General features: G+C 73.8%; 12 protein-coding genes. 8 read left to right on the top strand and 4 right to left on the bottom strand.

Annotated features, from left to right (window positions below; translation table 11 throughout):
- Positions 1–4: 4 nt before the first annotated feature.
- From ACFY3U_RS24355 to ACFY3U_RS24345, 3 genes are all read left to right on the top strand, one after another.
- The gene (locus ACFY3U_RS24355) at positions 5–1,096 is read left to right on the top strand and encodes an S-(hydroxymethyl)mycothiol dehydrogenase (RefSeq protein ID WP_387205703.1); all 1,092 of its coding nucleotides are present in this window, start codon (positions 5–7) and stop codon (positions 1,094–1,096) included.
- Entirely contained in the window at positions 1,093–1,722 is a 630-nt protein-coding gene (locus tag ACFY3U_RS24350) for an MBL fold metallo-hydrolase (RefSeq protein ID WP_387205701.1), read from the top strand. Before ACFY3U_RS24355 ends, ACFY3U_RS24350 begins: the two co-directional genes overlap by 4 nt.
- Positions 1,723–2,041: 319 nt before the next feature.
- Positions 2,042–2,809, top strand: a complete 768-nt coding sequence (locus ACFY3U_RS24345) for a hypothetical protein (RefSeq protein WP_387205699.1) — start codon at positions 2,042–2,044, stop codon at positions 2,807–2,809.
- Positions 2,810–2,873: 64 nt separating this feature from the next.
- Here ACFY3U_RS24345 and ACFY3U_RS24340 read toward each other — a convergent pair whose 3' ends face one another.
- Positions 2,874–4,502, bottom strand: a complete 1,629-nt coding sequence (locus tag ACFY3U_RS24340; protein ID WP_387205698.1) for an alkaline phosphatase D family protein — start codon at positions 4,500–4,502, stop codon at positions 2,874–2,876.
- A 1,220-nt stretch (positions 4,503–5,722) separates the two neighbouring features.
- Here ACFY3U_RS24340 and ACFY3U_RS24335 point away from each other — a divergent pair.
- A complete protein-coding gene (locus ACFY3U_RS24335; RefSeq protein WP_387205696.1) occupies positions 5,723–6,322 on the top strand; it encodes a hypothetical protein in 600 nt (199 codons plus the stop codon).
- A 72-nt stretch (positions 6,323–6,394) separates the two neighbouring features.
- On the opposite strand, the gene ACFY3U_RS24330 is transcribed toward ACFY3U_RS24335, so the two are convergent.
- Positions 6,395–7,876 carry an MFS transporter gene (locus tag ACFY3U_RS24330; RefSeq protein ID WP_387205694.1) on the bottom strand — a complete coding sequence of 494 codons (1,482 nt, stop codon included), beginning with the start codon at positions 7,874–7,876 and terminating at the stop codon, positions 6,395–6,397.
- A gap of 40 nt (positions 7,877–7,916) precedes the next feature.
- On the bottom strand, positions 7,917–8,153 hold the full coding sequence (locus tag ACFY3U_RS24325) for a hypothetical protein (RefSeq protein WP_387205692.1): 237 nt from the start codon (positions 8,151–8,153) through the stop codon (positions 7,917–7,919).
- 141 nt (positions 8,154–8,294) lie between these two features.
- Here ACFY3U_RS24325 and ACFY3U_RS24320 point away from each other — a divergent pair, with 141 nt between their 5' ends.
- A complete protein-coding gene (locus tag ACFY3U_RS24320; protein WP_387205690.1) occupies positions 8,295–9,431 on the top strand; it encodes a geranylgeranyl reductase family protein in 1,137 nt (378 codons plus the stop codon).
- Positions 9,432–9,465: 34 nt separating this feature from the next.
- Here ACFY3U_RS24320 and ACFY3U_RS24315 read toward each other — a convergent pair whose 3' ends face one another.
- On the bottom strand, positions 9,466–10,500 hold the full coding sequence (locus ACFY3U_RS24315; RefSeq protein WP_387205688.1) for an NAD(P)-dependent alcohol dehydrogenase: 1,035 nt from the start codon (positions 10,498–10,500) through the stop codon (positions 9,466–9,468).
- A 92-nt stretch (positions 10,501–10,592) separates the two neighbouring features.
- Between ACFY3U_RS24315 and ACFY3U_RS24310 the strand changes: the two genes are divergently transcribed.
- The 3 genes from ACFY3U_RS24310 (at position 10,593) to ACFY3U_RS24300 (ending at position 12,261) form a co-directional block, all read left to right on the top strand.
- Complete coding sequence (locus ACFY3U_RS24310) at positions 10,593–10,775, top strand: hypothetical protein (protein WP_387205686.1); 183 nt, start codon at positions 10,593–10,595, stop codon at positions 10,773–10,775.
- 101 nt (positions 10,776–10,876) lie between these two features.
- Entirely contained in the window at positions 10,877–12,013 is a 1,137-nt protein-coding gene (locus ACFY3U_RS24305) for an anion permease (RefSeq protein WP_387205684.1), read from the top strand.
- A gap of 32 nt (positions 12,014–12,045) precedes the next feature.
- Entirely contained in the window at positions 12,046–12,261 is a 216-nt protein-coding gene (locus ACFY3U_RS24300; RefSeq protein ID WP_387205682.1) for a hypothetical protein, read from the top strand.
- The last annotated feature ends 123 nt before the right edge of the window (positions 12,262–12,384 follow it).

Below are 12,384 nucleotides of genomic sequence, written 5' to 3'. Positions count from 1 at the left end.
GAGCGTGAGCCAGCAGGTCCGGGGAGTCATCTCGCGACGCAAGGGCGCACCCGTGGAGGTCACCACCATCGTGGTGCCCGACCCGGGGCCGGGTGAGGCCGTGGTCCGGGTGCGGTCCTGCGGGGTGTGCCACACCGACCTGCACTACCGCGAGGGTGGCATCAACGACGACTACCCGTTCCTGCTCGGGCACGAGGCCGCCGGTGTGGTGGAGCAGGTGGGCGACGGCGTCACCGACGTGGCGCCCGGCGACTTCGTGGTGCTCAACTGGCGGGCGGTGTGCGGGCAGTGCCGGGCCTGCCGCCGTGGCCGGCCCTGGTACTGCTTCGCCACCCACAACGCCGCCCAGCGGATGACCCTCACCGACGGCACCGAGCTGGCGCCCGCCCTGGGCATCGGCGCGTTCGCCGAGAAGACCCTGGTGCACGCCGGCCAGTGCACCAAGGTCGACCCGTCCGCGCGACCGGCGGCGGTGGGCCTGCTCGGCTGCGGGGTGATGGCCGGTCTCGGCGCGGCGATGAACACCGGCAACGTGACCCGGGGCGACTCGGTCGCGGTGATCGGCTGCGGCGGGGTCGGGGACGCGGCGGTCGCCGGCGCCACCCTGGCCGGGGCGACCACGATCATCGCGGTGGACACCGACTCCCGCAAGCTCGACTGGGCGCGGAAGTTCGGCGCCACCCACACCGTCAACGCCTCCGAGCAGGACGCGGTTGAGGCGATCCGGGCGGTCACCGGCGGCTTCGGCGCCGACGTGGTGATCGACGCGGTCGGCCGGCCGGAGACCTGGAAGCAGGCGTTCTACGCCCGCGACCTGGCCGGCACCGTCGTGCTGGTCGGCGTGCCGACCCCGGAGATGACCCTGGACGGGCTGCCGCTGCTGGACGTGTTCGGTCGCGGCGGCGCGCTCAAGTCCAGCTGGTACGGCGACTGCCTGCCCAGCCGCGACTTCCCGATGCTGACCGAGCTCTACCGGCAGGGCCGCCTCGACCTGGACGCCTTCGTCACCGAGGAGATCGCCCTGGAGCAGGTGGAGGAGGCGTTCACCCGGATGCACCACGGCGACGTACTGCGCTCGGTGGTGGTCTTCCCGTGACGACCCGGATCGACCACGCGGTCACCTCCGGCACCTTCTCGCTCGACGGGCAGACCTTCGACGTGGACAACAACGTCTGGGTGGTCGGCGACGACACCGAGTGCGTGGTGATCGACGCCCCGCACGACGTCGCGGCCGTGCTGCGCGCCGTCGGCGACCGCCGGGTGGTCGCCGTGCTGGCCACCCACGCCCACGACGACCACGTACGGGTGGCGCCCGAGCTGGCCCGGGCCACCGGCGCGCCGGTGCTGCTGCACCCCGCCGACCGGGTGCTGTGGGACCTGGTGCACCCGGATGTGGCGCCCGACGGCGAGCTGACCGACGGGCAGGAGATCGACGTCGCCGGCACCACGCTGCGGGTGCTGCACACCCCCGGTCACAGCCCCGGCGCGTGCAGCTTCTTCGCGCCGGCGCTGGGCGCCGTCTTCACCGGCGACACCCTGTTTGCCGGCGGCCCGGGCGCGACCGGGCGGTCGTACAGCGACTTCGGCACCATCGTGGAGTCGATCCGCACCCGGTTGCTCACCCTGCCGGCGGAGACGGTGGTGCACACCGGGCACGGTGACAGCACCACGATCGGCGCCGAGGCGCCGTACCTGCCGCAGTGGCTGGCCCGCGGCCACTGAGACTCGGCACGGCTCGCCCGCTGCCCTGGTGCTCCGCCGCGCCCGCGTTCGCGCCCTGACCGGGCTCTGCCCCATCCGGCTGCCCGGCATCGACCCGAAACCCACCTGTGGATGCCGCGCGCCCCGTTTCGGGTGCGGTGCACGGCTGGCCGGGTGACCCGGCTCGCAGCCGTCGCCCGGCCCGAACATTTCCGGAATGACCGACACGCGAAGCTGGTTGTGTCCCCCGAGCGCCGGCGGTCAAACCCGCCGGTCGAGGCAGTTCCCCCGAGGGGCGCTCATTCCGGAGCGCGTCGACACGATCGAAAGGGCAACCATCGTGAAGCACGACTTCACTCGATGGCTCCCGGCCATCGCGAAGAACCGCCGGGCCGCACTGAGCACCACCGAGGGCCGTCGCGCCGCGCTGAGCGCCGCGAAGGGCCGCGTACTGGACATCACCCGCGACCGCCGCGCCGCCCTGGGCGTGGCCGCGCTGGGCGGCCTGGCGTTCGGCCCGGCCGCGGTGGCCGCCCCCGTCACCAGCGGACCGCACGCCGGCGCGGTGGCCGCGATCGAGCTGGCCACCGGCAAGGCCCGGCAGGGTACGACGGTGGAGTCCGCCCAGACCACGGGCGGCCGGACCGGCGTGCTGACCGCCGACAAGCCGAGCCGGGACAAGCTGATCCCGCACGGCGTGGAGGGCGCACAGTCCCGGGTCCCGCTCGACGACGAGCAGCGGGCCAACGCCAAGGCGATCATCGCCGAGGCCAAGCGGACCGGCGTGGGGGAGCGGGGCGCGGTGATCGGCATCGCCACCTCGCTGCAGGAGTCCAAGCTGTACAACCTGGGTCACCTGGGCGCGTACAACGACCACGACTCGCAGGGGCTGTTCCAGCAGCGTCCGTCGTCCGGTTGGGGCACGCCCGAGGAGATCACCGACCCGAAGTACGCCTCCCGGGCGTTCTTCGACGCGCTGAAGAACGTGCACGGCTGGCAGGACCTGCCGCTGACCACCGCGGCGCAGACCGTGCAGTACTCGGCATACCCGTACGCGTACGCGCAGTGGGAGGAGCAGGCGGCGGACATCGTCCAGCAGCTCTGGTGACCTCCCGTCCGACCGACCGGCCGGTCCCCGTCGCGGGGACCGGCCGGTCGCGTCGTACCCGTGCTCAGGCCGCCGGGGCGCTCTCCCGGCGCAGCTTCGCGGAGCCGGCGCCCACCGACCAGCCGGCCACCCAGCGGCTGGCGCTGCCCGGCCGGGTCCGGTCGGCCAGGTGGTACCAGTCCATCCGGCAGCGCTGCGGCGTCACCTCGAATACGCCGTACCCGTGACCGTCCAGCTCGGTCCACTTGACGTGCGGGTTGGTCGAGCGGATCAGGCCGGCGCCGAGCGCGCTCAGCGGGTTGCCGGCCGGCAGGTGCAGGAAGTCGTTGACGTTGTCGCTGGTCACCGACGGCACCACGAACTCCGCCGCGGCGGGTGAGAACAGCCCGGTCGACTTCGTGGTCACCTCGTTGGCCCACGAGGTGTGGATGTCGCCGGTGAGGAACACGACGTCCCGGGTGCCGGTGGCGAGCAGGTGGTTCACCAGCTCGTTGCGGTCGGCGTTGTAGCCGTCCCACTGGTCGGCGTTGAGCACCGCGCCGTTCTGCGGTACGCCGAGCAGGGTGCCCAGCGGGCCGAGCAGCCAGGCCGGCAGCGACCCGACGTCCACCCGGGCCATCATGACCGGGTTGCCGACCAGCTTCCAGCGCGCGGTCGACTTTGACAGGCCGGCCTTGAGCCAGGTCATCTGCGCGTCCCCGGTGATGGTGCGGGCCGGGTCGTCCACCGCGGTCCCCGAGGCCTGCTGCGACCGGTACGACCGCAGGTCCAGCATGGACAGCTCGGCCAGCTGCCCGTACCGGAAGCGACGGTAGATCGCCCCGTCCTCACCCAGCCGCACCGGCATCCACTCCTGGTACGCCCGCCGCGCCGCCGCGACCCGGTCCGCCCAGGCGCCCTCGGTGCCCGGGGTGTGGTTCTCCGCGCCGCCCGACCAGGCGTCGTTGGCCACCTCGTGGTCGTCCCAGGTGATCACCCACGGCACCGCGGCGTGCAGCGCCTGCAGGTCCGGGTCGGTCTTGTAGAGCGCGTGCCGGATCCGGTAGTCCGCCAGGGTCAGCACCTCGTGCGCGGGCTTGACGGGCCGCACCACGGTGCCGCCGGCGTCGAACTCGCCGGTGCCGTACTCGTACACGTAGTCGCCCAGGTGCACGACGAGGTTAAGGTCGCCCCGGTCGGCCAGCCGCCGGTACGCCGAGAAGTACCCCGCCTCCCAGTTGGCGCAGGAGACCACACCCATCCGCAGCCGGTCGATCGCCGCGTCCACCGGCGGGGCGGTCATCGTCCGCCCGGTCGCCGACCAGCCGTCGCCGTACCCGAACCGGTACCAGTACGTGGTGGCCGGCGCCAGCCCGGAGACCGCGACCTTCACCGTGTGGTCGCGGCCCGGCCCGGTCGGCACGGAGCCCTGTGCGGCCACGGTGGCGAAGTCCGGGTCGGCGGCAACCTGCCAGCGCACGTCCACGTCCGGCCCCACCCCGGAGCCGGGCAGCGCCTCCGGGGTGGGGGTGACCCGGGTCCAGAGCAGGATGCCGTCCGGCAGCGGGTCGCCGGAGGCGACACCGTGCAGGAATGCGCCGCCCGCCGCGACGGCGGGCGCACCGCCGGCCAGGGTGGCCCCGGCGATGACGGCCGTGCCGGCGGACGCACCGGCGAGGCGCAGGAGGGTACGACGGTCGATGGTGTTCGTCATGGTCCATGTGTCTACCGGGTGGTTGCAGCCGGGCGCTGCCTCCGGGACGAGAGTTCGCCGATGCTTCCACTGTGGTTAGCCGCCCGCTGTGCGCCCCGTCGTCCACCAGCCGGCGTCCGCCATCCGGCCGTCGCCGCCCGGTCGGAGGTGTCGTCGCGGTGCCGGGCCGTCACGTGGGTCGCCGGGGCCGCCGTCGGCGTCGCACCCACCCCCCGGTGGGCTGCGCCCGGTCGGCGTCGACGCGGCGTCGCGCCGCCGGGCCGGCTCCCTCCGACGGACGCTACGGACTTGATGATGTGAACGAGTCGCTCCCGCCGGATCGGGGGCAGGCAGGGTCCCTCCTGTGGACCCTTTGAAGCTGATGACGTAAACGAATCACCGTCGCCAGATCCGGTAGCCACGGACGAGCCGCGCCGGTGGAAAGTGTCGAGCCGGCTGCCCGGCCCCGCCGTCCCGTGCCGGCCGGGAACCGATCCGTTCAGGTCATAAGCGTCTGATGGAGGTGCCTTCGCCCGCCCGCGCTGTCAGCGAGGTATCGCGTGCATGTCCGGTTTTGTGGCGTCCTCCGGTGAGGGCGCGTCCGTCCGAGTCCGATTCGTTTACGTCATCAGGTCCGTAGCGTCCGGGGGAGGCACCTGGCGTGGCCGCCGCGGTGACGGGGTGCTCCGGCCCAATGTGCGGGCGGGTGGCGGCGAACTCCCGGGTACGGGGATGCCGCCCGCCGCGCTCGACGGCGGTCCGTGCCCGGACGTCCGGTTCGTCGGCGCTCGGCGAACTCCCGCGTACGGGCATCCCGCTGCCGCGGTCGACGGGGGTCTGTATCCGGATGTCCGGTTCCCGGTTCGGGCCGGCGGTGGGTGGCGCGTCGTCTGGGTGGTGGTGTCGGGTGGTGTCCCGTGACGGGTGGCACTCTGGCGGTGGAATGGTGGGCCGGCCGGGGTCGTTACATCACCTGGATGACCGCAGCAGCACCCCGCCCGGCCTGGCCGGTGGGTGGCGGGCCCCGGGAATGATGGTGGGCCGGCGGTCGTTACACCTGGTCCGGCGCCGCGACCCCCTTCCGGTCGTGCAGCCGCCGAACCCCTCAAGACTTTCCCCCGTGCATGCGCCGCCGGTTGTGGCGCGCACGGATCCCCTGATTGAGAGCGCCCCGTCGTGGTGCTTGCTCGTGCCACCGTCCCCCTGGTGGTGTGGGCCAACCCCCGAGGAGCTGATTTCTGATGGCTACCACCATGCTGCGTAAGAGTGTTCTGGGTATCGCTGGTCTGGCCTTCGCCGGTGGCGTGTTCGCCGGTCCGGCCATGCACGCCGACGCCGCCCCCGCCACCGGCGTCAAGCCGGTCGCCGTCGCGGTGCAGGCCGACAAGCCGGGTGTGGACAAGGGCAAGCTGATCCCGCACGGTGTGCAGGGTGCGCAGTCCCGCATCCCCTTGAACGACGAGCAGACCGCCAACGCCAAGGCGATCATCGCCGCCACGAAGAAGTCGGGTCTGGACGAGCGGGCCGCGGTGATCTCGATCGCCACCGCCCTGCAGGAGTCGAAGCTGGAGAACCTGGGTCATCTGGGTGACCGCAACGACCACGACTCGCTGGGCCTGTTCCAGCAGCGCCCGTCCAGTGGTTGGGGCACCCCGGAGCAGATCACCGATCCGATCTACTCCACCATGGCGTTCCAGAAGGGCCTGAAGCAGGTCGACGGCTGGGCCGACATGCCGCTGACCGACGCCGCGCAGACGGTGCAGGTGTCGGCGTACCCGGACGCCTACGCCCAGTGGGAGCAGCAGGCCGCCGACCTCGTGGCCCAGCACTGGAACAGCTGACCACCGGCACGACGACCCACGAACCAAACGCTGGCCGGCACCCCTAACCCGGGGTGCCGGCCAGCGGCGTCTTCAGTCCGACGTGGCGGAGTCGTGGCGGTGGCTCCACACCACGTCGACCAGGGCCGCCACCAGGGCGAGCGCGATGATCCCGGTGGCGAGCAGCAACGAGTGCCGGAAGGCGGTCGACCAGTCCCCACGGCTGCTGGTCAGTGCGGAGAAGAACACCGAACCCACCCCCGCGATACCGGCCGCCGAGCCGATCCGCTGGCCGGTCTGCAGCATCCCGGCTGCGCTGCCGGCCTGGTGTACCGGCACCTCGGAGAGGGTGAGCGTCTGGTTGGGCGCGATGACCAGGCCGCTGCCCAGCCCGGCGAGCAGCAGCGGCACGGCGGTCAGCCACGGCACCGAGCCCGACGGCGAGCCGCGCAGCACGAAGATCACCGCGCCGAGGCCGAGCACCACGACGAGCAGACCGATTCCGACCAGCGGTCGGCCGAACCGGTTGACCACCCGGCCGCCGAGCGCGGAGGCCAGCGCCGAGCCGAGGGCGAACGGGGTGATCGCCAGGCCGGCCACCAGGGCGCTGTAGCCCAGGCCGTTCTGCAGGTAGAGCGTGAAGATGAAGAAGATCGCGGTGAACCCGCCGAAGTAGACCAGCGCGATCAGCGCCCCCAGACTGTACGAGCGCAATCCGAACAGCCGCAGGTCGAACAGCGGGGTCTGGTGGCGTGCGTATCGGTGCTCCCACCAGCCGAAGGCGGCGAGCGCCACCAGTCCGGCCGGCACCAACGCCCACTTCCACGGGCTGTGCCACTGCTCGCGCTGCACCAGCGGCAGCAGCAGGAGCACCACCCCGAGGCCGAGCAGCAGCACACCCACCGGGTCGAGCTTGTGCCGGTCCGGTTGCCCGGTCGGGCGGGACGGCAGCAGCCGCCAGCCGAGCAGCACGGCGACCACGCCGACCGGCACGTTGACGAAGAACACCCATCGCCAGCCGTGCTGCTCGCCGCCGAGATGGATCAGCAGCCCACCCAGCAGCGGTCCCACCGCGGTGGAGATGCCGATGGTCGCGCCGAGCAGCCCGAACGCGCGGCCCCGCTCGGCGCCCCGGAACAGCTGCTGGATGAGGCCGGTCACCTGGGGGTTGACGATGCCGGCGGCGATGCCCTGCAGCAACCGGGCGGCGATCAGCCACCGGGGGGAGGGCGCCAGGCCGGCGAGCGCGCTGGTCAGGGTGAACAGGGCGACGCCCACCACGAAGGCGGTACGCCGGCCGCGGGCGTCGCCGAACCGCCCGGCGGAGACCAGCACCAGACCGAAGGTCAGCGCGTACCCGGAGAGCACCCACTGCAGGTCGCTGGGGCTGGCGTGCAGCGCCCGCTCAATGGAGGGCACGGCGACGTTGACGATGCTGACGTCCAGCAGGGTCATGAACGCCGCGACCAGCCCGACGCCCAGCGCCTGCCATCGTCGGCGGTCGTCTGCCTCGGGCCCGGCGTTCACCGGGCCCCGATCGTCGGCGCGGTGGCCGGTGGACACGCGATCATGCATGCCCGACCGCTACCCCCGGCCCGGTGGGGCAAACCGGCGGTCACGCCATCTGGCGGGCGCACCACCGCGGGCCGAAGTCGAGCCCGGCCATCGGTGAGTCCTCGCGGTGCAGCAGGTCCTTCTCGGTGAGCAGGTGCAGCGGCTCGTGCACCTCCTCGATCGGCATCCCCGCCTCCTGGGCGATGGTGTCCGGGTAGGGCACCTGGCCGCGGGTCTCCAGCGTCGACACCGCCTCGTACACCCGTACCTCGGCCTCCGACAGACGTACCCGTTGCATCGTGACCTCCCTGCCGTGGACCGCCGCCCGTGCGGCGGGCGGTCCGGGTACCGCGGCATACCCACCCGGTGACCGAGAATGCTCACTCGGACGGGCGGTGCTGACCCGGCCGGCGGGCAGCGGGTGCCCTACCCTTGGCTGGTGATCATCTGGGATCTCGTCGTCGTCGGCGCCGGCCCCGCCGGCCTGGCCGCCGCCCGGGTCGCCGCCGCCGGCGGCGTACGCACGCTGGTGGTGGAGCGGTCGACCCATCCGCGCTACAAGACCTGCGGGGGTGGCCTGATCGGCACCTCGCTGAGCGCGGTGGCCGGGCGGATCGAGGTGCCGGCGCACGACCGGGTCGACGAGGTGACGTTCACCTGGAACGGCCGGCGCGCGCTGACCCGCCGGCACGGCGTACCGCTGGTGACCATGGTCCGGCGGGCCGAGTTCGACGACCGGCTGCGCGGCGCCGCGGTCGCCGCCGGAGCCGAGGTCCGCGAGGGGGTCACCGTCCGCGGCCTGGAGCAGGACGCCGACGAGGTACGGGTACGACTGGCCGACGGCGAGACGGTACGGGCCCGTACGGTGCTCGGCGCGGACGGTTCCTCCGGGGTGACCGCTCGGCACGTGGGTGTCCGGTTCCGCCAGGTCGACCTGGGGCTGGAGCGGGAGCTGCCGGTGCCGCCCGAGGTGGCCGAGCGCTGGCGCGGTCGGCTGCTGCTGGACTGGGGGCCGGTCCCCGGCTCGTACGGCTGGGTCTTCCCGAAGGGTGACGTGCTGACCGTCGGGGTGATCGCGGGCCGGGGCGAGGGCGAGCGGACCCGGGAGTACCTGCGCCGCTTCGTCGACCGGCTGGGTCTCGGCGACGTCGCGCCGGAGCACGACTCCGGTCACCTGACCCGGTGCCGGGCCGACGACTCGCCGCTGCGCCGGGGCCGGGTGCTGGTGGCCGGCGACGCGGCCGGCCTGCTGGAGCCGTGGAGCCGGGAGGGGATCAGCTTCGCGCTGCGCTCCGGCACGCTGGCCGGCGAGGCGGTGGCCGCCGGCGACCCGGCCCGCTACGAGCGGGACGTCCGCGACCGGCTCGTGCCGGAGATGCGTGCCGGGTTCCGCCTGCTGGAGGTGTTCGAGCGCCGGCCGGAGGTCTTCCACGCGCTGGTGGCGACGCCGGCGGGCTGGCGGATGTTCGTCCGGTTCTGCCACGGGCGGGCCAGCTTCGACCACACCCTGAACCGGGCCCCGGTCCGCGCGGCGTTGGCCGTGCTGGACCGGCTGCCGGCCCGCGAGCGGCGCTGACCGCGCCCGGCACGGCGCGACAGCGGCCGCCGGGTCACGGCACGACGACCGCCCGACCGTGGATCTCGCCCCGGCGCAGCAGGTCGTACGCCTCGGGCGCCCGCTCGAGCGGGAAGGTCTGCACGTCGGCGGTGAGCAGGCCCGCCCGGGCCAGCGCGATCACCTCCTGCAACTCCGCCCGGGTGCCCCAGAACGGGACGGTCACGCTGGTCTCCAGCGGGATGGTCGGCGGCTCGTCGGCGACCGGCCGCACCGGCAGGGTGCCGCCACCCAGGCCGACCAGCAGCAGCTGGCCGCCGGTGGCCACGACGGACCGGGCGGTGGTGAGGGTGGGGTCCACGCCCACGCAGTCGATGACGACGTCGGCGCCGTCCGGGGCCGGCCCGACGAGCTCGCGGATCTTCTCCACCGCGTCCGGTCCCGCCGGCACCACGTGGTGCGCCCCGACCCGGGTGGCCAGGTCCAGCGCGGCGGTGCTGCTGTCCACCGCGACGATCCGGACGGCGGTGGTGGCGGCCAGGATCTGCACCGCCATGTGCCCCAGCCCGCCGATGCCGATCACCACGCAGGTGGTGCCCGGCCGCAGCGCCGGGCGGGCCAGCTCGACCGCGTGGTACGGGGTGAGCCCGGCGTCGGTCAGCGGCGCGGCCTGGGTGAGGTCGAGGTTCCCGACGTGCAGCAGCCGGGAGGCGGGCACCGCCACGTACTCGGCCAGACCGCCGTCGCGGCTGAGCCCGATGCCGCCCGGCGGGATGCGCCGGCACTGGTTCTCCAGCCCGCGCAGGCAGCCGCGGCAGGTGCCGCAGCCGATGATCCCGTACACCGCGGCCCGGTCACCGGCGGACCAGCCGGTGACGCCCGCGCCGACCGAGTCCACGGTCCCGGCGATCTCGTGGCCCAGCGTCATCGGGGTGGGGAACAGGCCCGGCGGGGCGTGCAGGACGTGCAGGTCGGAGTGGCAGGCGCCGACCGCACCGACGGCGAGCAGCACCTCGCCCGGTCCGGCCGTCGGCACCGGCACCTCGACCTGCTCCAACACTCCGGGTCTGGTCATCCGTACCGCGCGCATCTCGTCCTCCACCCGTCGCCGGTCTTCCGGGGGCGCATACCCCTGCCCGGGAGGTTGATGCGGCGGTGGACGGACGGGCGCACCATGAGGGCATGGCCGAGCCGTTCAGCGACGAGGAGTACGCGTTCCTGCGCCACGTGCGCTTCGGCGAGTTGCCGCCGCCGGTACGCCCCGAGGACCGTACGGAGCTGACCGAGACCGAACCGCGCCGGGACCGCCCGGAGCCGGCCGGCGGCCCGGACGAGTGGAACCTGCGCGCCGGCGCGGCCGGTTGACGGGAAGCCGGGCAGGGTTCACCCGGCCGTCACATCGATGACGGTTCCCGGTCGGGTGCCCCGGAGAACTGCCCCGGGCGACACCCCGTCCGGGAGGCAGCATGGACCTCATCGTCGTGGTCGTGATCGTCACGGCCCTCGCCTTCGACTTCACCAACGGATTCCACGACACCGCCAACGCGATGGCCACCTCCATCGCCACCGGCGCCCTCCGGCCACGGGTCGCCGTGGCCATCTCCGCGGTGCTCAACCTGGTCGGCGCCTTCCTCTCCGTGGAGGTGGCGAAGACGATCTCCGGCGGCCTGGTCGACGACAAGGTCGTCACCCCGGCCATCATCTTCGGCGGCCTGGTCGGCGCCATCCTGTGGAACCTCGCCACCTGGCTGCTCGGCCTGCCGTCCAGCTCCTCGCACGCGCTCTTCGGCGGTCTGATCGGCGCCACCTGGGTGGCCGCCGGCGCGGACGCGGTCAAGTTCGGGTCGGTGATCTCCAAGGTGGTGGTGCCGGCGGTGGTCTCGCCGTTCATCGCCGGCCTGGTCGCCCTGATCGGCACCTACCTGGTGTACGTCATCACCCGCCGGGCGAACGAGGGGCACGTGCGGTCCGGCTTCCGGCACGGGCAGACCATCTCCGCGTCCCTGGTGTCGCTGGCGCACGGCGCCAACGACGCGCAGAAGACGATGGGCGTGATCACGCTGACCCTCATCGCGGCCGGGTCGCTGCCGGCCGGCTCCCGGCCGCCGCTGTGGGTGATCGGCGCCGCCGGTCTGTCCATCGCGGCCGGCACCTACCTGGGCGGCTGGCGGATCATCCGGACCGTCGGCCACCGGCTGACCCGGGTGGAGCCGCAGCAGGGCTTCGCCGCCGAGGCGAGCGCGGCCAGCACGATCCTGGCCTCGTCGCACCTGGGCTTCCCGCTGTCGACCACCCAGGTGACCTCCGGCGCGGTGCTCGGCGCGGGCATGGGCCGCCGGTTGGCCGAGGTGCGCTGGGGGATGGCCGGCCGGCTGGCGGTTGCCTGGCTGATCACCCTGCCGGCCGCCGGCCTGGTCGGCGCGCTGGCCGGCCGGGTGGCGCTGACCGGCACCGCGGGCGTGGTGGCGGTCGCGGTGGTCGCGCTGATCGCCGCCGCCGCCATGTACGCCGCGAGCCGGCGCGACGCCGTGCACGCCGACAACGTCAACGACGACGACCGGCCGGCCGAGTCGGACCGTACCTCCGTCCCGGTCGCGGCCTGAGCCGCCGCCCGGTCATCGAAAGGAGCTGTGTGATGGTGGACATCGCCTGGGCGGACCTGGGACTGGTGCTGGTGGTCGGCCTGCTGCTCGGCGCCGGCGTGGTGGCCCTGTACGCGGTCGGCATCCGCGCCCTCTCCACCGCCGAGGGTCCGACGGGGGCCGCGCCGGTCGCCGGTCGGGCGGTCGCGGTGCTCTGCTTCGCGATCTGCGCCCTCGCCGTGGGTTACGGCATCTACACCCTGCTCTGAGAGTGGTGGGGGGGGGGCCCGGGGGGGGCCGGGCCCCCCCCCCCCGCGCGCCCCCCCCCCCCCCCCCCCCCCCCGCCCCCCCCAGCCATGTGGGCACAGCACGACGGCGCGGGGGGGGGGGCC

This window comes from Micromonospora sp. NPDC000089 (genome assembly GCF_042899365.1).
Taxonomy (GTDB): Bacteria; Actinomycetota; Actinomycetes; order Mycobacteriales; family Micromonosporaceae; genus Micromonospora.
Note: the sequence above shows the minus strand (reverse complement) of the source record. Positions and strands in the feature narration are given on the sequence as shown.